The 18,564-nt window shown below is 74.0% G+C and carries 17 protein-coding genes and 2 tRNA genes; 15 read left to right on the top strand and 4 right to left on the bottom strand.

Annotated elements, in window-relative coordinates; all coding sequences use genetic code 11:
• Positions 1–135: 135 nt before the first annotated feature.
• The 7 genes from ACIRBY_RS13865 (at position 136) to ACIRBY_RS13895 (ending at position 7,354) form a co-directional block, all read left to right on the top strand.
• The gene (locus ACIRBY_RS13865) at positions 136–1,287 is read left to right on the top strand and encodes an acyl-CoA dehydrogenase family protein (protein WP_403900336.1); all 1,152 of its coding nucleotides are present in this window, start codon (positions 136–138) and stop codon (positions 1,285–1,287) included.
• Positions 1,284–2,294 (top strand): bifunctional MaoC family dehydratase N-terminal/OB-fold nucleic acid binding domain-containing protein, encoded by a 1,011-nt coding sequence (locus ACIRBY_RS13870; RefSeq protein WP_403900338.1) that lies wholly within the window; start codon positions 1,284–1,286, stop codon positions 2,292–2,294. The genes ACIRBY_RS13865 and ACIRBY_RS13870 overlap by 4 nt, the downstream gene beginning before the upstream one ends.
• Position 2,295: 1 nt before the next feature.
• Entirely contained in the window at positions 2,296–3,330 is a 1,035-nt protein-coding gene (locus ACIRBY_RS13875; RefSeq protein ID WP_403900340.1) for an acyl-CoA dehydrogenase family protein, read from the top strand.
• A complete protein-coding gene (locus ACIRBY_RS13880; protein ID WP_403900342.1) occupies positions 3,327–3,716 on the top strand; it encodes a MaoC family dehydratase in 390 nt (129 codons plus the stop codon). The genes ACIRBY_RS13875 and ACIRBY_RS13880 overlap by 4 nt, the downstream gene beginning before the upstream one ends.
• Positions 3,713–4,879 carry a lipid-transfer protein gene (locus ACIRBY_RS13885; protein ID WP_403900344.1) on the top strand — a complete coding sequence of 389 codons (1,167 nt, stop codon included), beginning with the start codon at positions 3,713–3,715 and terminating at the stop codon, positions 4,877–4,879. The genes ACIRBY_RS13880 and ACIRBY_RS13885 overlap by 4 nt, the downstream gene beginning before the upstream one ends.
• Positions 4,880–5,013: 134 nt before the next feature.
• Positions 5,014–5,547, top strand: a complete 534-nt coding sequence (locus ACIRBY_RS13890) for a SigE family RNA polymerase sigma factor (RefSeq protein ID WP_403900346.1) — start codon at positions 5,014–5,016, stop codon at positions 5,545–5,547.
• Positions 5,548–5,704: 157 nt separating this feature from the next.
• Complete coding sequence (locus tag ACIRBY_RS13895; RefSeq protein ID WP_403900348.1) at positions 5,705–7,354, top strand: long-chain fatty acid--CoA ligase; 1,650 nt, start codon at positions 5,705–5,707, stop codon at positions 7,352–7,354.
• 22 nt (positions 7,355–7,376) lie between these two features.
• Here the strand turns inward: ACIRBY_RS13895 and ACIRBY_RS13900 are convergent, their stop codons facing one another.
• From ACIRBY_RS13900 to ACIRBY_RS13910, 3 genes are all read right to left on the bottom strand, one after another.
• A complete protein-coding gene (locus tag ACIRBY_RS13900; protein WP_403900350.1) occupies positions 7,377–7,952 on the bottom strand; it encodes an antibiotic biosynthesis monooxygenase in 576 nt (191 codons plus the stop codon).
• A gap of 13 nt (positions 7,953–7,965) precedes the next feature.
• On the bottom strand, positions 7,966–11,226 hold the full coding sequence (locus ACIRBY_RS13905; protein ID WP_403900352.1) for a PAS domain-containing protein: 3,261 nt from the start codon (positions 11,224–11,226) through the stop codon (positions 7,966–7,968).
• Between the two features lie 119 nt (positions 11,227–11,345).
• On the bottom strand, positions 11,346–11,765 hold the full coding sequence (locus ACIRBY_RS13910; protein WP_403900354.1) for an SSI family serine proteinase inhibitor: 420 nt from the start codon (positions 11,763–11,765) through the stop codon (positions 11,346–11,348).
• 211 nt (positions 11,766–11,976) lie between these two features.
• Between ACIRBY_RS13910 and ACIRBY_RS13915 the strand changes: the two genes are divergently transcribed.
• Together ACIRBY_RS13915 and ACIRBY_RS13920 are read left to right on the top strand one after the other, a co-directional pair.
• Positions 11,977–12,067, top strand: a tRNA-Ser gene (locus ACIRBY_RS13915).
• A gap of 258 nt (positions 12,068–12,325) precedes the next feature.
• Positions 12,326–12,398: transfer RNA gene (locus tag ACIRBY_RS13920), tRNA-Arg, on the top strand.
• A 70-nt stretch (positions 12,399–12,468) separates the two neighbouring features.
• Here ACIRBY_RS13920 and ACIRBY_RS13925 read toward each other — a convergent pair.
• Positions 12,469–13,395, bottom strand: coding sequence for an SMP-30/gluconolactonase/LRE family protein (locus ACIRBY_RS13925; RefSeq protein ID WP_403900356.1), 927 nt, complete (start codon positions 13,393–13,395; stop codon positions 12,469–12,471).
• A gap of 108 nt (positions 13,396–13,503) precedes the next feature.
• On the opposite strand from ACIRBY_RS13925, the gene ACIRBY_RS13930 reads away from it, so the two are divergent.
• The 6 genes from ACIRBY_RS13930 to ACIRBY_RS13955 all read left to right on the top strand — a co-directional run bounded on the left by ACIRBY_RS13930 (position 13,504) and on the right by ACIRBY_RS13955 (position 18,553).
• On the top strand, positions 13,504–13,938 hold the full coding sequence (locus ACIRBY_RS13930; RefSeq protein ID WP_366453730.1) for an Lrp/AsnC family transcriptional regulator: 435 nt from the start codon (positions 13,504–13,506) through the stop codon (positions 13,936–13,938).
• Entirely contained in the window at positions 13,935–14,828 is an 894-nt protein-coding gene (locus tag ACIRBY_RS13935) for a DUF2797 domain-containing protein (protein WP_403900359.1), read from the top strand. Before ACIRBY_RS13930 ends, ACIRBY_RS13935 begins: the two co-directional genes overlap by 4 nt.
• 103 nt (positions 14,829–14,931) lie before the next feature.
• Positions 14,932–15,270: an antibiotic biosynthesis monooxygenase family protein gene (locus ACIRBY_RS13940; protein ID WP_403900361.1), complete on the top strand. Its 339-nt coding sequence runs from the start codon at positions 14,932–14,934 to the stop codon at positions 15,268–15,270.
• Positions 15,254–16,135, top strand: coding sequence for an amidohydrolase family protein (locus ACIRBY_RS13945; RefSeq protein ID WP_403900363.1), 882 nt, complete (start codon positions 15,254–15,256; stop codon positions 16,133–16,135). The genes ACIRBY_RS13940 and ACIRBY_RS13945 overlap by 17 nt, the downstream gene beginning before the upstream one ends.
• A gap of 85 nt (positions 16,136–16,220) precedes the next feature.
• Positions 16,221–16,988, top strand: coding sequence for a response regulator transcription factor (locus tag ACIRBY_RS13950; RefSeq protein ID WP_403900365.1), 768 nt, complete (start codon positions 16,221–16,223; stop codon positions 16,986–16,988).
• 83 nt (positions 16,989–17,071) lie between these two features.
• A complete protein-coding gene (locus ACIRBY_RS13955; RefSeq protein ID WP_403900367.1) occupies positions 17,072–18,553 on the top strand; it encodes a sensor histidine kinase in 1,482 nt (493 codons plus the stop codon).
• Positions 18,554–18,564 lie beyond the last annotated feature (11 nt).

An 18,564-nucleotide genomic window follows, 5' to 3' on the forward strand; every position in this document is an offset into this window, starting at 1 on the left:
CCCCCGGCCCTGCGGGCGGTCCGCCGCGCGTCCCCGGCGTACGGCGACCGCCCGGCTTCCCGACCTTGACATCCCCGGTAAATCTGACGGACAGTCAGTTCCACTCGTCCGATGTGATGCCGGGAGGCCAGCGCCGTGCACCTCGCTCCGTCCGAAGGGCAGTCACGGCTCCGCGCCGAACTGCGCGAGTACTTCCGGGACCTGCTGCCGGACGGGGTCCCCGACGACCCGGCAGCCCAACGCGCCCTGCTGCGCCGCATAGGCACCGACGGGCTGCTGGGCCTGGGCTGGCCCGTCGAGTACGGGGGCCGGGGCCGCGGCCCCGACGAGCAGTTCGTCTTCTTCGACGAGGCCTACCGGGCCGGCGCCCCCGTCTCCATGGTCACCCTCAACACCGTCGGCCCCACCCTGATGAAATACGGGACCCCGGAGCAGAAGGACCACTTCCTGCCCCGGATCCTGCGGGGCGAGATCGTCTTCGCCATCGGCTACTCGGAGCCCGAGGCCGGCACCGACCTCGCCGCCCTGCGCACCCGGGCCGTCCGCGACGGCGGCGACTGGGTGATCGACGGGCAGAAGGTCTTCACCTCCAACGCCCAGAACGCCGACTGGATCTGGCTCGCCTGCCGCACCGACCCGCATGCCCCCAAGCACCGGGGCATCTCCATCATCCTGGTGCCCACCGACAGCCCCGGCTTCTCCTGGACCCCGATCGACACCGTCGGCGGCCTCACGACCACGGCGACGTACTACGACGGCATCCGGGTCCCCGCCGGACACCTCGTCGGCCCCGAACACGGCGGCTGGGGCCTGATCACCAACCAGCTCAACCACGAGCGCGTCGCCCTCGCCGCCATCGGCATGCAGGCCGAGGACTTCTACGAGGCCGCCCGCGCCCACGCCCGCACCCCCGACCCCGTCACCGGCGAACGCCCGGCCGACCTGCCCTGGGTCCGGGCCCGGCTCGCCGAGGCGCACGCCCGGCTGGCCGCCGTCCGCCTCCTCAACTGGCGCCTCGTCCAGGACGTGGGGGCCGGCACCCTCGCCCCCGGGGACGCCAGCGGCGTGAAGTTCCTCGGCACCGAGTCGGCCGTCGAGGTGTACAGGATCTGCCAGGAGGTGGTCGGGGAGGAGGCCCTCCTCCGCGGCCCGGAGGCCTTCCTCGGCGGCGAGCTGGAGCGGATGAACCGCGCGGCCCAGATCAACACTTTCGGCGGCGGGGTCAGCGAGGTCCAGCGCGAGATCGTCGCCATGATGCGGCTCGGCATGAAGGGGAGGAAGCGATGAGCACCGACCGGACCACCGCCGACCGGACCACCGCCGACCGGAAGACCGCCGACCGGACCGCCGCCGCCGACGCGCCGGAGGCCGCCGCGCAGGAAGCGGAGCTGCTCCGGCGCCTCAGGGCCTTCGAGGGCCGCCCCGCCGCCACCGCCGGCCGGGGCAAGGACCCGGTCAACGCGCCGATGATCCGCCACTGGTGCGAGGCCATGGGCGACACCAACCCCGCCTACACCGGCCCCGACGCCATCGCCCCGCCCACCATGCTCCAGGCCTGGACGATGGGCGGCCTCTCCGGCCACACCGGCCGATCCTCCGCCTATGACGAACTGCTCGCGCTCCTCGACGGCGCTGGCTGCACCTCCGTGGTCGCCACCGACTGCGAACAGGAGTACCTGCGCCCGCTGCGCCCCGGCGACGAGATCACCTTCGACGCCGTGATCGAGTCGGTCTCCGCCCGCAAGACGACCAAGCTGGGCACCGGGCACTTCGTGACGACCCGGATGGACGTCCGCGCCAACGGCGAACCCGCCGGAACCCACCGCTTCCGCATCCTCAAGTACGCCCCGGCGGCGAAACGTCCCGCACCTCCGAAGCCTCCGGGCACGGCGGGGCCGCAGCGCCCCCGCCCCGTGGTCAACCGCGACAACCAGGGCTTCTGGGACGGGGTCCGGGACCACAGGCTGCTGATCCAGCGGTGCACCGCCTGCGCCACCCTGCGCTTCCCCTGGCTGCCCGGCTGCAACGCCTGCTCCTCCCCCGACTGGGACACCGTCGAGGCCGGCGGAGCCGGCACCGTCTTCTCGTACGTCGTCATGCACCACCCGCCCTTCCCGGCTTTCGACCCTCCTTACGCGGTCGCCCTGGTCGAGCTGGCCGAGGGCGTGCGCATGATCGGCAACATCACCGGTGTCCCGTACGACAAGGTGCGCATCGGCCTCCCCGTCCGGCTGGAGTTCCTGCGCGTCGACGACACCCTCGAACTCCCCGTCTTCCGCGCAGAGGCGGGCTGACATGGACTTCCACCCCACCGAGGAACAGGCAGCGGCGGCGGAACTGGCCGCCCGGATCTTCCGCGACCTCGCCACCCACGAACGCCTCGCCGCGGCCGGCACCGGCAGCGACGCCGAACTGTGGAAGGCCCTCACCGCCGCCGGCCTGACCGCCGCCGTCGAGGAGGTCGGCCTCCTCGGCCTCGTCCTCCTCCTGGAGGAGCAGGGCCGTACCACCGCCCAGGTCCCGTACGCCGCCACCTGCGCCTACGGGATCCTGCCCGTGGCCGCGCACGGCAGCCCCGAACAGCGCACCCGCCTGCTGCCCGCCCTCGGCTCCGGCGAAGCGGTCGCCACCGGCGCCCTCCCCGCCCGCCGGGCGGTCACCGCCGCCCCCGACGGCCGCCTCACCGGCACCGTCCCGGCCGTCCCCTGGCTGCGCGACGCCACGCACGTCCTGGTCCCGGACCGCGACCGGGCGCTGTGGCTCGTACGGACGGACGCCCCCGGCGTCGGCACGCGGCCGGTGGAGACGACCGCCCCCTGGTCGGCGGGGCGCCTCACCCTGGCCGGCGCCCCGGCGGAACGGCTCGGCGGCCCGGACGCGCACGACGCGGTGCTGGCCTCCGCCCGGACCGCCTTCGCCGGACTCCAGGCGGGCGTCTGCGCCGGCTCGCTGGCCCGCGCCGTCGCGTACACCTCCACCCGCGAGCAGTTCGGCCGCCCGCTCTCCACGAACCAGGCGGTCATGCTCCGGGCGGCCGACGCGTACATGGACACCGAGGCCATCCGGGTCACCGCGTACGAGGCGGCCTGGCGCATCGACGAGGGCCTCCCGGCGCGCGAGCACGCCCTCACGGCGGCCTGGTGGGCCTCCGAGGCGGGCAAGCGGGTCGTCCACGCGGGCCAGCACCTGCACGGGGGCATGGGCGCCGACCTGGACCACCCCGTCCACCGGCACTTCCTGTGGGGGCGCCAGCTGGACGCCCACCTGGGCTGCGGCAGCGAGCTGCTGTCCGAGCTGGGCGCACTCATATTCGAGGGGGAGGACGCATGAACGTCGGCGACGCACTGCCACCGCTGGAGGTCCCGGTCACCCGCACCCTGATCGTCGCGGGCGCCATCGCCTCCCGCGACTACCAGGACGTCCACCACGACGCGGAACTCGCCCGCGAGAAGGGCTCCCCGGACATCTTCATGAACATCCTGACCACCAACGGCCTCGTCGGCCGGTACGTCACCGACCGGCTGGGGCCGCGGGCCGTCCTGCGCAAGGTGGCCATCCGCCTCGGTGCCCCCAACCACCCGGGCGACACGATGACCCTCACCGGCACCGTCACCGCCCTCGACGGGGACACGGCCGAGATCCGGGTCCTCGGCGCCAACGGCCTCGGCCACCACGTCACGGGCACCGTGACCGTCACCCTGGGGGCCGGGGCATGAGCGTCCGTACCCGCGACGACCTGGGCGGCCGCGCCGCCATCGCCGGCATCGGCGCGACCGAGTTCTCCAAGGACTCCGGCCGCAGCGAGCTCAAACTCGCCGTCGAGGCGGTGCACGCGGCCCTCGACGACGCCGGGCTGACCCCCGCCGACGTGGACGGCATGGTCACCTTCACGATGGACACCAGCCCCGAGATCACCGTCGCCCAGGCCGCCGGCATCGGGGAGCTCTCCTTCTTCTCCCGCATCCACTACGGGGGCGGCGCGGCCTGCGCCACCGTCCAGCAGGCCGCCCTCGCCGTCGCCACCGGGGTCGCCGAGGTCGTCGTCTGCTACCGCGCCTTCAACGAGCGCTCCGGCCGACGCTTCGGCTCCGGCGTCCAGCAGCGCGAGCCCTCGGCCGAGGGCGCGGCCCTCGGCTGGTCCCTGCCCTGGGGCCTGCTCACCCCCGCGTCCTGGGTGGCCATGGCCGCCCAGCGCTACCTCCACGCCTACGGGCTCACCCCGGAGGCCTTCGGGCACGTCGCCGTCACCGGCCGCAGGTACGCCGCCACCAACCCCGCCGCCTGGTTCCACGGCAAGCCCATCACCCTCGCCGACCACGCCGCCTCCCGCTGGATCGTCGAACCCCTGCGGCTGCTGGACTGCTGCCAGGAGACCGACGGCGGCCAGGCCCTCGTCGTCACCACCGCCGAGCGGGCCCGCGACCTGCGCCGGAAACCCGCCGTGATCACTGCGGCCGCCCAGGGGGCGGGCCGCCGCCAGGAGGCGATGACCTCCTTCCACCGCGACGGGCTCACCGGGCTCCCGGAGATGGGCGTGGTCGCCCGCCAGCTGTGGCGGACCAGCGGGCTGCGTCCCTCCGACATCGACGTGGCCATCCTCTACGACCACTTCACGCCCTTCGTCCTGATGCAGCTGGAGGAGTTCGGCTTCTGCGGACCCGGCGAGGCCGCCGACTTCACCGCCGCCGGCGCGCTCCCGCTCAACACCCACGGCGGCCAGCTCGGGGAGGCCTACCTGCACGGCATGAACGGCATCGCCGAAGCCGTCCGCCAGCTGCGCGGCACCTCCGTCAACCAGCTCCCGCGGGCCGAGCACGTCCTCGTCACGGCCGGCACCGGCGTACCGACCTCCGGCCTGGTCCTGGGCGCCGACCTCTGACCGCGGTCCTGGTCGCGCGCCCCCTCCTCCACCTTCAGGAGGTGGGGCGCGGCCGGGCCGTACAACCTGAGGGGGACCCCGCTTCGGCACCTGCGGGCGATCCCAGACGCGCCCCGCGCTCCTAGCGTGGAGCCATGACCACGCCTGTGTGCACGCTCGCCTCGAACCCGACGCCGTACCCGTCGTTCTCGGCGTACGTCCGGACCCGTGGCACGGCCCTGATGCGCACCGCGCGCTCCCTGACGGCCAACCCGTGCGACGCCGAGGACCTGCTCCAGACGGCCCTCGCCAAGACCTACGTCGCCTGGGACCGCATCGAGGACCACCGGGCCCTGGACGGCTACGTCCGGCGGGCCCTGGTCAACACCCGCACCTCGCAGTGGCGCAAGCGGAAGGTCGACGAGTTCTCCTGCGGGGAGGTCCCCGAGACCGAGGAGCCGTCCTCCGGCGACCCGGCGGAGGCGCAGGTGCTGCGCGACGCGATGTGGCGGGCGGTGACCCGGCTGCCCGACCGCCAGCGGGCCATGGTCGTCCTGCGCTACTACGAGGACCTGAGCGAGGCGCAGACCGCCGAGCTGCTCGGAGTCTCGGTGGGCACGGTCAAGAGCGCCGTCTCCCGCGCGCTGGTCAAGCTCCGCGACGACCCCGAACTCACCCCGGTGCGCTGACCCTGTTTCACGTGAAACATCGGCCAGACCACGGGCCCGGACAGTGATCGACCAGCCTGTTTGTACTCCCGGGTAGTGACATGCCGACCGGTACGTGCGCAGAATCGGCAGCATCCGACAGCCGCCGCAGCGCCGCAGCGCTCACCGGGAGGACGCTTTGCTGAGCACCATGCAGGATGTACCGCTGCTGATCTCGCGGATCCTGGCCCACGGGTCGACGATCCACGGGGACTCCCAGGTCACGACCTGGACCGGGGAGGCCGAGCCGCACCGGCGCAGCTTCGCCGAGATCGGCGTCCGCGCCGCGCGGCTCGCGCACGCCCTGCGCGACGGACTCGGAGTCCAGCAGGACGAACGGGTCGCGACGCTCATGTGGAACAACTCCGAGCATGTCGAGGCGTACTTCGCGATCCCGTCCATGGGCGCGGTCCTGCACACGCTCAACCTGCGGCTGCCCCCCGAGCAGCTGGTCTTCATCGTCAACCACGCGGCCGACCGGGTCGTGCTGGTGAACGGCACCCTGCTGCCGCTGCTGGCGCCGCTGCTGCCGCACCTGCCGACGGTCGAGCACGTCGTGGTCGTCGGCGTCGGCGACCGCTCCGCCCTCGACGGGCTCGACGTACGGGTGCACGAGTACGAGGAGCTCCTCGAAGGCCGCCCCGACCACTACGACTGGCCCGAGCTGGACGAGCGCCAGGCCGCGGCCATGTGCTACACCTCCGGCACCACCGGGGAGCCCAAGGGCGTCGTCTACTCCCACCGCTCGGTCTACCTGCACTCCATGCAGGTCAACATGACCGAGTCGATGGGCCTCACCGACCACGACACCAGCCTGATCGTGGTCCCGCAGTTCCACGTGAACGCCTGGGGCCTGCCCCACGCCACCTTCATGACCGGCATCAACATGCTGATGCCGGACCGCTTCCTCCAGCCCGCCCCGCTCGCCGAAATGATCGAGCGGGAGAAGCCCACGCACGCCGCGGCCGTCCCCACCATCTGGCAGGGGCTGCTCGCCGAGGTCACCGCGCACCCGCGCGACCTGAGCTCGATGAAGCAGGTCACCATCGGCGGCGCCGCCTGCCCGCCCTCCCTGATGGAGGCCTACGACAAGCTCGGCGTCCGCCTCTGCCACGCCTGGGGCATGACCGAGACCTCTCCGCTGGGGACCATGGCGCACCCGCCGGCCCGCCTCACCGCCGAGGAGGAGTGGCCCTACCGGGTCACCCAGGGCCGCTTCCCGGCCGGCGTCGAGGCCCGCCTCATCGGACCCGGCGGCGACGTCCTGCCCTGGGACGGGGAGTCGGCGGGCGAGCTGGAGGTCCGCGGCAACTGGATCGCGGGCGCCTACTACGGCGGCGCGTCCGGCGAACCCCTGCGCCCCGAGGACAAGTTCAGCGCCGACGGCTGGCTCAAGACCGGGGACGTCGGCGTGATCAGCGCCGACGGCTTCCTCACCCTCACCGACCGGGCCAAGGACGTCATCAAGTCCGGCGGCGAGTGGATCTCCAGCGTCGAACTGGAGAACGCCCTGATGGCCCACCCCGAGGTCGCCGAGGCGGCCGTGGTCGCCGTTCCCGACGAGAAGTGGGGCGAGCGCCCGCTGGCCACGGTCGTCCTCAAGGAGGGCGCCACGGCCGACTACGCCGCCCTGCGCGCGTTCCTCGGCGAGTCCATCGCCAAGTGGCAGCTGCCGGAGCGCTGGACGTTCGTCGCGACCGTGCCGAAGACCAGCGTCGGCAAGTTCGACAAGAAGGTGATCCGCAAGCAGTACGCCGACGGCGACCTGGAGGTCACCACCCTCGCCTAGGACCGCGGCGGCCGGCCGGACGTCAGCCGCGGGTCAGCCACGGCCGCAGCAGCCGGCTGACGGCGGGCATGGCCGCGTAGGTCATCAGGGTGCTGAAGACGGCCGCGAAGACGGCCGTCCGCAGCACGGAGCCGAGGTCCACCAGGTACGGCCCGAGCACCGCGTTGCCCACCAGCGAGATCGGGAAGATGGCCAGTCCCGAGCTGATGGCCATCTTCCACCGCGGCGGCGCGGGCCGGGTCGTACCCGGCTTGGCGAACCAGGTCTCCATGCCGTGCAGCTCGCGCCGGGCTATCTCGGTGTGGTGGTGGCCCTCGCAGTGCGCGAACCACTCGGCCCGCTCGGGCGAGTCCTGCCACCGCTGGAACGCCTCCTGGTCGCGGAAGCGATGCACGAGGAACCAGGGGGCGCCCTCGGCCGCCGGCCGGAACAGCCCGTAGCCGAGGTGGTCCGGGAAGCGCGCGGCGGTCTCCAGGATGCCGCGCGCCCAGGTCTCGAACGCCTCCTCGTAGCCCGGCTCCACCTGACGCGCGATGAGCAGGCTCACCTCCCCGTTGTCGGCGGGGACGCTGCGCTCGGTCGTGTCGGTGAGGGCCATCGGACCAGGATGGCTAGTTGGTGCCGATCTTGGCCAGGAGGTCCACGATGCGGCCCTGTACGTCCGCGGTGTTGGACCGCTCGGCCAGGAACAGCACGCTCTCCCCGGAGGCCAGCCGAGGCCGGTCGGACGGCTCGATCCCGGTGGCCGTGTAGACGACCAGCGGGGTCCGGTTCAGCAGGCCGTTGGCACGCAGCCAGTCCACGATCCCGGCCCGCCGGCGGCGCACCTGCATCAGGTCCATGACCACCAGGTTGGGCCGCATCCGGGTCGCCAGCTCCACGGCGTCGGTGTCCGCGCCCGCACGGGCGACCTGGAGGCCGCGCCGCTCCAGCGCGGCGGTCAGCGCGGTGGCGACCTCCTCGTGCTCCTCGATCAGCAGGACGCGCGAAGGGTGCTGCTCGCTGTCGCGCGGCGCGAGCGCCTTGAGCAGGACGGCCGGATCGGCTCCGTACGCCGCCTCGCGCGTGGCGTGCCCCAGCCCGGCCGTGACCAGGACGGGGACCTCGGCGGCCACCGCGGCCTGGCGCAGGGCCTGCAGGGCGGTCCGGGTGATGGGCCCGGTCAGCGGGTCGACGAACAGCGCTGCCGGGAAGGCCGCGATCTGCGCGTCCACCTCCTCGCGGGAGTGCACGATCACCGGGCGGTAGCCGCGGTCGCTGAGCGCCTGCTGCGTCTGCGCGTCCGGCGCGGGCCACACGAGCAGCCGGCGCGGGTTGTCGAGCGGCTCGGGCGGGAGCTCGTCGTCCACGGGCCGCGGCACGGGGCGGTTGACCACCTCGACGGCACCGCCCGGGCCGTCGAGCGGCTCGGGACCCTCGGCGGCTCCCGCCTCCGGGGCTCCTATGGCGAAGGCACGGCCCTGGGGCGCGGGTTCGGAGAGCCGGCGGCGCCGGCCGGAGCCGGACCCGCCGGGTCCCGCGGCACCCGGGTCCACGGAGATGCCCTGGCCCAGGGTGCCGAGCGCGCGCACGCTGATCGGCTGCCCGCCCGCCGGGGCGTCCGCGGGCTGCCGGGCGCCGGGCACGGCGGCCGCCGCGGACCCGGTGTCCTCGGGCGCGGTCCGGGCCGCCGGGACGGGCCAGGCGGGGGTCGCGGGCAGCGCACGGCGCCGCCCGGTCGGGAGCGCGGGGTCCTCGCCGCCGCCGGGGGCGGCCGGGGCCTGCGGGTCGGGGGTCGCGGGCGCGCCGAGCACGCGGCGGGCACGGCGCCCGCCCGGGCCGTCGGCGTCGGCCTCGGCGGCGCCGGCCGGGGCGGCGGCGGACGGGCCCGGGGGCAGCGCGAAGCCGCCCTCGGGCGCGACGCGGGATCCCGCGGGAGCCGCACGACCGGCCGCGGGCACCGGACCGCCGGGCTGCGCGGGTGCGGCCACCGGCCCCAGCGCACGCCGGCGCCCGGCCGGATGCTCGGTCACCGGAACGGGGGGAACGGCCGGTACGGGCGGCAGCGCCGGCAGGGCGGTGCCCTGCGGGGGCACGGGCCGTCCGCCGTCCGCCCGCCCGGAGCCCGGGCCGTCGTCGCCGTCACGTCCGCGCCGGCGCCCGGTACCGAGCCCCGCCGGGTTCACCGGGGACTGGGCGAGTTCCGCCGGGCCGGACCCCTCGGCGTCCTGGGCGGGGGCCTCACCGTCCGCGCGGCGGCGCCCGGACGGCAGCGCCAGCGCGCCTCCGGCCTCGCGGCCCCCGGCGCCGTCCGCCTCGCCGTTGCCGTCCTCCAGGAAGGCGTCCACCCCGCGCCGGCCCCGTCGGCCGCCGGAGACCGTCGCCGGTGCGGCCTCGGGCTCCGGTGCGGCCTCCGGTTCGGGCTCGGGCAGCTCCACCGTCCCGGCCCCCGCGCCCAGCGGCAGCTCCAGGACGTACGCCCCGCCCGGCGCGCCGGGTACCTCCACCGTCTGCAGGAGCCCGCCGTGCGCGGTGACCACGCCGCGCACGATCGGCTCGTGCACGGGGTTGCCGCCCTCGTAGGGGCCGCGCACCTCGATCCGTACGACCTCGCCGCGCTGGGCCGCGGCCACCACGATCGTGGAGTCGCTGTACCCGCTGCCCTGACGGGTCTTGCCGGTGGCGTCCACCCCGGCCACGTCCGCGACCAGATGGGCCAGGGCGGTCGCGACCCGCTCCGGGTCCACTTCGGCCTCGATGGTCGGGGCGTGGACGGCGAACTGCGCCCGGCCGGGGCCGATCAGCTCGACCGCCCCGTCGATGCCGGTCTTGACGACCTCGTTGATGAGGACGTTCCGCTTCTTGAGCTTCTCGCTGCCCGCGTCCAGGCGCTGGTAGCCGAGGACGTTGTCCACCAGGGTGGTCATCCGCGAGTACCCGGCGGCCAGATGGTGCAGCAGCTGGTTGGCCTCGGGCCACAGCTGCCCGCCGTCGTCGGCGGCCAGCGTGGCCAGCTCCCCGCGCAGTTCCTCCAGCGGCCCGCGCAGCGCGTCCCCGAGCACGGCCACCAGCTGGGCGTGGCGTGCGGCGAGCGCGTCGTAGGGGCGCCGGTCGGTGAAGGTCATGACGGCGCCGACGAGCAGGTCCCCGTCCCGTACGGGCGAGGTGGTCAGGTCGACGGCCACGGCCTGGCCGGCCTTGTTCCACAGCACCTGGCCGCGGACCCGGTGCTTGCGTCCGCTGCGCAGGGTGTCGGCGAGCGGGGACTCGTCGAAGGGGAAGGGCGAGCCGTCGGCGCGCGAGTGCTGGATCAGCCCGTGCAGCTCGCGGTTGCCGAGGTCGGTGGCGCGGTAGCCGAGGATCTGGGCGGCCGCCGGGTTGACCAGGACCACGCGGCCGTCGGTGTCGGTGCCCACCACGCCCTCGGCGGCGGCGCGCAGGATCATCTCGGTCTGCCGCTGGGAGCGGGCCAGCTCGGCCTCGGTGTCCACGGCCTCGGTGAGGTCGCGCACGACCAGCATCAGCAGCTCGTCGCCGGTGTACGGCTGGGGCTCGCGGTAGGCGTCACGGCCGTCGAGGTGGGCGCTGGTGACCTCGACGGGGAACTCGGTGCCGTCGGTGCGGCGCGCGGTCATCCGTTTCGGCTTGGAGCGGCCCGTCAGCTCGTCGCCGGGACGGCGCATCGAACCGGGGATCAGTTTCGAGTCGAACTCGGGGAAGAGGTCGAGCACACCGCGGCCGACGAGACCGGTGCCGGGGCTCTCCATGACCTCGAGGGCGATCGAATTCGCGTTGACGACCGTGCCGTTGGCGTTGACGAGCAACAGCGCGTCCGGAAGCGCGTCGAGTATTGCTGCGAGGCGAGCAGCGCCTCGGGATGGCCTGCTGCTCACGACGAGCGTCCTCCCTGACCACGACTACCGGCATGTCACGGGAGGAGTCTAAGGGCACCGTCCCGCCGAGAGGGGGCGGATGAACGGGGGAAACCGCGCATCCGCCGCATCCTCCCAGGTCAGGCACCCGCAGTCGGAAGGACAGGTTCCAGGTTGTCCCAGCGGGCGATGTCGCACCCGTTCTCGCGTCCGAACCAGCTGTCCACCTTCTGTCCGTGCCACGTTCCCGTGATGTGCGCGGTGGCCGGTCCGCCGCTCTGGAAGGTGCACACGCCGGGCTTCGGCGCGGGGCCGAACGGGTCCTTCCCCTGCCTCGTGAGCGCGTCGAGGCGGGCGCAGGCCTCCTCCGCCTTGGGGTGGTCGCCGCCGACGGGCCGGCAGTCGAGGCGGTACCGGCCGTCGAGGCCGCCCGCCTTGGAGATGTCGATCGTCAGCCGGTCGGGGGAAGCCAGCAGCCGGCCCAGGGGCAGCGGCGGCAGCGGTCCGGCCGCCGCGGCGGCCAGCGCGGAGGTGACGGCGAAGGCGGCGAGACGCAGCATGGGGCACTCCAGGTCGTCCGTACGTCGTACGCCTCACCAACGACCCGCCCGCCCGGACGTTGCGACGGGGAGGGTCCGGGCGAAAGGGATCAAGGAAGAGGGCTTAAGGCTTTGCCCTGTGGGCCCGGCTCCTTGTACCGTGGGAGCGGATTGGTGACCGGCCCCGCGGCTGTGTCATCATCTGCACGCGCCCTCGTTACGGGGGTGTGCTGGAGGCGTCGCCTAGTCCGGTCTATGGCGCCGCACTGCTAATGCGGTTTGGGGCTTACACCCCATCGAGGGTTCAAATCCCTCCGCCTCCGCACCTCACCGAAGCCCCGGTCCTGACGGACCGGGGCTTCGGTGCGTTCGGGGCTCGAAGGCGGGCCTTGGCGTTTGGGACGGCCCTCCGTGGGTAACCGCCGGGGCTCCCGCGCTCCGCCCGGAACAGGTCCGACGATCTTCGTTCAGCATGTTTCCGCAGGTCAGAGGCGTTGCGGCTTATGGATTTCGCGTCCCGGCGAGGTCCATGTATTGTTGTTCTCGCAAGGCCAACCGGGCAGAAAACGCCGGGAAGCCAAGCACTCGTAGCTTAACGGATAGAGCATCTGACTACGGATCAGAAGGTTGCAGGTTCGAATCCTGCCGAGTGCACAGCCCGAGAGGCCCTCAGGAGAAATCCTGAGGGCCTCTCGCGTATGTCCGGACGGGCCGTCCCCGTCGGCTAGGGCCGGCGGGCGGGCAGGACGCGGGGGAGGCCCGTCACCGACATCACCAGCGAGTAGAGCGAGGTGGTGGCGGTGATGAAGAGGCGGTTGTTCTTCGGGCCGCCGAAGGCGATGTTCGAGACGGGTTCCGGGACGCGCAGGCGGCCGATGAGGTCGCCGTCCGCCGCGTAGCAGTGCACGCCCGACTCCATCGCGGCCGCCCAGAGCCGGCCCTCGTCGTCGAAGCGGATGTTGTCGACCGAGGGGCACGCCGTGAAGACCCGGTCCCCGCCCAGCGTGCCGTCGTCCCCGACCGTGAAGGCGCGGATGTGGCCCGCGCGGGTGTCTGCCGCGTACAGCTCGCTCTCGTCGGGGGAGAAGACCAGCCCGTTCGGCCCGAGGAAGCCGTCGGCCACGAGGCGGACCTCGCCGGTGGCCGGGTCGGCGCGGTAGAGGTTGCAGGAGCCGATCTCGCTCGGGGCGCGCCGGCCCTCGTAGTCGTTGGTGATGCCGAAGTCGGGGTCGGAGAACCAGATCGACCCGTCGGAACGCACCACCGCGTCGTTCGGGCTGTTGAGCCGCTTGCCGTCGTGGCGGTCGGCGATGACGGTGAGGCTGCCGTCGGGCTCGGTGCGGGTGACGCGGCGGTTGCCCTGTTCACAGGTGATCAGGCGGCCCTCGCGGTCGAGGGTGTTGCCGTTGGGGTGGCCGGCCGGGGTGCGGAAGGCGGACACCGCGCCCGTCGCCTCGTCCCAGCGGAGCATCCGGTCGTTGGGGATGTCGCTCCACACCAGCTGCCGCCAGGCCGGCAGGTACAGCGGGCCCTCGGCCCAGCGGCAGCCGTCGTGGAGCCGCTCCAGGCGGAGGTCGCCGTTGGCGCAGCGGCCGGTCCGGAAGCGCTCGTCCAGGATCTCGTACAGGGCGAGGTCGGCAATACCCAACATGGTTCCCCCATCAGAGTGGAAGGCCGAATGTCATTCGGCTTGACGGTGAGATTGCAGGATCAGGTACCGTCTTCGCAAGGGCGGGCGGGCACTTGGGAGGAAGAACGCGTGGACGACATCGACCGGGCGCTGCTCCTGCGCCTCCAGGAGGACGCGGGGCAGTCCTACGCCGCCCTCGGGACGGCCGTGGGGCTCTCGGCGGGAGCCACCCACGAGCGGGTGCGCAAACTGCGCGAGCGCGGGGTGATCAGACGGACCACGGTCGACGTGGATCCGGCGGCCGTCGGCAGCGGGGTGCTGGCCTACGTGATGGTCGACTCCAACGCCTGGATGGGCGAGTCGGCCGGGGACTTCGCGGCGATCCCGGAGATCCAGGAGGCGCACATCATCGCCGGCAGCGCCTCCGTGCTGGTGAAGGTCCGCACGGCCACCACCGAGCAGCTCCAGGACGTGCTGCGCCGCCTCTACGCCATCGACGGGGTCAGCGGGACGCAGGCGACCGTGGTCCTGGAGACCTTCTTCGAGCGGCCGCTGCCCCTGTGACCGCCGCCGGGGGCTGGTGGTGCACCGGGATCCGGTGGAGCGACGGGCGGCCCGCCATCGGGTGGTCCGGGCCCGGGCGGGGCGAGCGCCGCAGTCCGCTCAGCTACGGGCAGCGGCTGGCCTTCGCCGCCCGGGGCGAGCGGCACTGCCTCGGCGTGCGGCGGGCCGGGAAGCGGACCCCGTGCCCGGCGGGCCGGACGGTGCCGGGGCGGGCCGGGAGTGCCCAGTGTCCCGAGTGCGCCCGGCTGGACCGGTCCTTCTCGGTGGCGGCCGACACCAACGCCGCCGATCCGCGCCCGTACCGGGTGTACCTGGCGTGGTTCGGGCCCGGGATGGTCAAGGTCGGCATCACCGCCGAGGAGCGCGGTGCGGTACGGCTGCTGGAGCAGGGGGCGGTGACCTGGACCTGGCTGGGGCGCGGGCCGCTGATGGCGGCGCGCCGGACCGAGGAGCTGCTGCGCGCCGCCCTCGGCGTGCCGGACCGGATCGCCTACGCCCGCAAGCGCGCCGTGCGGGCCGGGCTGCCGCCGGAGGCCGAGCGGGCGCGGGAGGTGGCCGAACTGCACGCCCGGGCGGCGGGGCTCCCGGGGTGGCCGGAGTCGCTGGAGCGGCTGGGGTGCGCGACCACCGACCACGCCGGTCCGTTCGGGCTGGCCGCACTGCCCGCCCCGGCCCGCGTGGTCACCGAACTGCTGCCCGGCGCGGCCGTCGTGGGGCGGCTGGCGGGCGCCGCGGGACCGGACCTGCACTTCGCGGACGGGCTCGTGGTGGACACCCGGCTGCTGGCCGGCTGGGAGCTGGCCGCCGCACCCGACCGGGCGGCGACCGACGCCCCGACGGCGGCCGCCGCCCCGCCCGCCCGGCCGGGCGGGCAGGACGGGCTGTTCTGACCGGGAGCCGCGGGGCCCCCGAAGGTCAAGACTTGGATCCCTTTGGACGCCCGGGGCCGTTTCCGGTGGACATGCCGAGGGGCTTCCGCAGAGGGTGGCGGTCATGAGCATCCAGCCCGTTCCGGCGTTCGAACCGCCTTACGTCATGGCCGTATTCAGCAATGTCCGCACCCCCGACGACACCGGCTACCCGGAGGTCAACGCCCGGATGAACGAGCTCGTCCGGGACAACCCCGGCTTCCTCGGGTACGAGTCCGCGCGCACCCCCGGGGGCCTCGGCATCACCGTCGCCTACTTCCGCGACCACACCTCCCTGACCGCGTGGCGCACGGACCTGGAGCACCAGGCGGCCATGAGCCGGGGCCGCGACCACTGGTACGAGAGCTACACCCTGCACGTCGCGACCGTCGAGCGGAGCCACGGCTTTGCCCGCCACGGCTGAGGCCGTCCGGGCCTTCCGCGACCGGCTGGGCCTGCCCGCACTGGTGGACGTGCACACGCACTTCATGCCGGACCGGGTGATGCGCAAGGTGTGGGACTACTTCGACGCCGCCGGCCCGCTGACCGGCGTCGAGTGGCCGATCACCTACCGGCACGAGGAAGAGCAGCGGGTCGCGCTGCTGCGGGAGTTCGGCGTGCGGGCCTTCACCTCGATGCTGTACCCCCACAAGCCCGCGATGGCCGCCTGGCTCAACGCCTGGGCCGAGGACTTCGCCGCCCGCACCCCCGACTGCCTGCACACCGCGACCTTCTTCCCGGAGGAGGACGCGGCCGCCTACGTCGGGCGGGCCGTGGAGCGCGGCGCCCGCGTCTTCAAGGCCCACCTCCAGGTCGGCGGGTACGACCCGAACGACCCCCTGCTCACACCGGTGTGGGGGCTGCTCGCCGAGGCGGGGATCCCGGTCGTGGTCCACTGCGGCTCCGGGCCCGTCGCGGCCGCGTACACCGGGCCCGGGCCGATCGCCCGGCTGCTGGCCCGCCACCCCCGGCTGCCGCTGGTCGTCGCGCACATGGGGATGCCCGAGTACGCCGACTTCCTCGACCTCGCCGACCGCCACCGCGAGGTGCGGCTGGACACCACCATGGCCTTCACCGACTTCTCGGCGCAGTTCAGCGGCTTCCCGCCCGGGGACCTCGGACGGCTCGCCGACCTCGGGGACCGGATCCTGCTCGGGACCGACTTCCCCAACATCCCCTACCCCTACGAGCACCAGCTGGAGGCCCTGGAACGCCTCGGGCTCGGCGACGACTGGCTGCGCGCGGTCTGCCACGACAACGGCGCCCGGCTGTTCTCCCTGCCCGGCTGACGGCCCGGTCCGCCCCGATCCCTTTCTCAGGAGATTCACAGGTTGGGGCAAGATCGCTCTCACGGGCGCGGGCCAGCGTGGGGGCATGACAGCGACGACCACCTCCCACGCGTCCACGTCCACCGCCAACCCGACGGCGCTGCGGCGCCCCGACGGGGGTCCCTGCCGGGTCCTCGTCGTCGACGACGAGGCCTCCCTCTCCGAGCTGCTGTCCATGGCCCTGCGCTACGAGGGCTGCGAGGTCCGCAGCGCCGGTGACGGAGCGGGCGCCGTCCGGGCGGCGCGGGAGTTCCGGCCGGACGTGGTGGTCCTCGACGTCATGCTGCCGGACATGGACGGGCTGGCCGTGCTCGGCCTGCTCCGCCGGGAGATCCCGCAGGTCCCGGTGCTGTTCCTGACCGCCAAGGACTCCGTCGAGGACCGCATCGCGGGCCTGACGGCGGGCGGCGACGACTACGTCACCAAGCCGTTCAGCCTGGAGGAGGTCGTGGCCCGGCTGCGCGGACTGGTCCGGCGCTCCGGAGCGGCGCAGGCCGCGCGCGGCGGCTCGGTCCTCACCGTCGGTGACCTGAGCCTCGACGAGGACAGCCACGAGGTGGTCCGGGGCGGCCGTGAGGTCCATCTGACCGCCACCGAGTTCGAGCTGCTGCGCTACCTGATGCGCAATCCGCGCCGGGTCCTCAGCAAGGCGCAGATCCTGGACCGGGTGTGGTCGTACGACTTCGGCGGCCAGGCCAACGTGGTCGAGCTCTACATCTCCTACCTGCGCCGGAAGCTGGAGGGCGGCACCGGGCTGCCCCCGATGATCCACACCCGGCGCGGCGCCGGCTACCTGATCAAGCCGGCCGAGTAGTGGCACTCCGCCTCACACGGCCGCGGTCCGGACGCCGCGGACCGCGCCGCCGGCGGCCGTGGTCGCTGCGCACCCGGCTGGTCGTGTCCGCGGTGGCGCTGATCGCCGTGGTGGGCGCGGCCATCGGGACCGTCACCACCCTCGCCATGCGCTCCCGCCTGATGGGCGAGCTGGACAAGCAGCTGGACAACTCCGTGGGGATGGCCGTCCGGGGACCGGGCGCGGGCAAGGCGGCCCGCGAGGGCAGCCTCGGCTTCGTCTTCGCCCCCGGCTCCCCCATGGGTGCCGCCGGGATCCGGCTCGACCCGGTCGGGAAGGTGATCGGCGGCGCCAGGATCGCCCCCGTGGAGGGACCGGGGCTCGACCACCGGGAGGTCCTCACCGAGGCGCAGACGGCCGTGCTGGAGCACGTCGCGCGGACCGCCGGCCCCGGCCGGCCCCGCACGGTGGACGTGGACCTGCCGGGCCTCGGCGCCTACCGGGCGCTGGCCGCGCCCGACGGGGTCCTGGTGCTCGCCTTCCCGCTCAGGGGTGTGGACTCCACCGTGAACACCCTGATCGCCGTGGAGGTCTGCGTCACCCTCGCCGGGCTGATCGCCGCCTCCCTCGCCGGACAGGCCCTGGTCGCGGTCGCCCTGCGCCCGCTGCGCCGGGTCGCCGCCACCGCCACCCGGGTCTCCGAACTCCCCCTGCACAGCGGGGAACCGGCCCTGCACGAACGGGTACCCGAGGCCGAGGCCGACCCCCGTACCGAGGTGGGGCAGGTCGGTGCGGCCCTCAACCGGATGCTGGGCCACGTCTCCTCCGCGCTGACGGCACGCCAGCAGAGCGAGACGCAGGTCCGCCAGTTCGTCGCGGACGCCTCCCACGAGCTGCGCACCCCGCTCGCCTCCATCCGCGGCTACGCCGAACTCACCCGCCGGGGCAGGGAGGAGCCCGGCCCCGACACCCGCCACGCGCTGGCCCGGATCGAGTCCGAGGCCACCCGGATGACCGGTCTGGTCGAGGACCTGCTCCTGCTGGCCCGGCTGGACGCGGGCCGCCCGCTGTCCCGCGAGGACACCGACCTGGCCCCGCTCGTCGTCGACGCCGTCAGCGACGCCCGGGCCGCCGGCCCCGGACACCACTGGCGCCTGGAACTGCCCGAAGACCCCGCCCCCGTCCTGGCCGACCCGGCCCGGATCCAGCAGGTCCTGGTGAACCTCCTCGCCAACGCCCGCACCCACACCCCGCCGGGGACCACCGTGACGGCCCGTGTTTCACGTGAAACATCCGCCGTCCGGCTGCGGATCGAGGACGACGGTCCCGGGATCCCGGCCGAGCTGATGCCGCACGTCTTCGAGCGCTTCGCCCGGGGCGACGCCTCCCGCTCCCGCGCGGCGGGCTCCACCGGCCTGGGCCTGGCCATCGTCCAGGCCGTGGTCACGGCGCACGACGGCCGGGTCGAGGTGCGCAGCGAGCCCGGACGGACCTGCTTCGAGGTGCTGTTCCCCCTCACCGCGGACCACCGTCCCCTGACACCGGCGGACTCACAGAGGGGCCACAGGCTCAGCACACCGAGGTGACAGGGCGCCCG

This window comes from Streptomyces sp. NPDC096136, from assembly GCF_044763325.1.
Lineage (GTDB): Bacteria > Actinomycetota > Actinomycetes > Streptomycetales > Streptomycetaceae > Streptomyces.

What these genes read in the sequence shown, in the direction of transcription:
- ACIRBY_RS13890 (WP_403900346.1), top strand. Translation starts at nt 5,014, where the DNA reads ATGACCACGCCTGTGTGCACGCTCGCCTCGAACCCGACGCCGTACCCG.
- ACIRBY_RS13950 (WP_403900365.1), top strand. Translation starts at nt 16,221, where the DNA reads ATGACAGCGACGACCACCTCCCACGCGTCCACGTCCACCGCCAACCCG.
- ACIRBY_RS13925 (WP_403900356.1), bottom strand. Translation starts at nt 13,395, where the DNA reads ATGTTGGGTATTGCCGACCTCGCCCTGTACGAGATCCTGGACGAGCGC.
- ACIRBY_RS13875 (WP_403900340.1), top strand. Translation starts at nt 2,296, where the DNA reads ATGGACTTCCACCCCACCGAGGAACAGGCAGCGGCGGCGGAACTGGCC.
- ACIRBY_RS13940 (WP_403900361.1), top strand. Translation starts at nt 14,932, where the DNA reads ATGAGCATCCAGCCCGTTCCGGCGTTCGAACCGCCTTACGTCATGGCC.
- ACIRBY_RS13910 (WP_403900354.1), bottom strand. Translation starts at nt 11,765, where the DNA reads ATGCTGCGTCTCGCCGCCTTCGCCGTCACCTCCGCGCTGGCCGCCGCG.
- ACIRBY_RS13870 (WP_403900338.1), top strand. Translation starts at nt 1,284, where the DNA reads ATGAGCACCGACCGGACCACCGCCGACCGGACCACCGCCGACCGGAAG.
- ACIRBY_RS13880 (WP_403900342.1), top strand. Translation starts at nt 3,327, where the DNA reads ATGAACGTCGGCGACGCACTGCCACCGCTGGAGGTCCCGGTCACCCGC.
- ACIRBY_RS13900 (WP_403900350.1), bottom strand. Translation starts at nt 7,952, where the DNA reads ATGGCCCTCACCGACACGACCGAGCGCAGCGTCCCCGCCGACAACGGG.
- ACIRBY_RS13885 (WP_403900344.1), top strand. Translation starts at nt 3,713, where the DNA reads ATGAGCGTCCGTACCCGCGACGACCTGGGCGGCCGCGCCGCCATCGCC.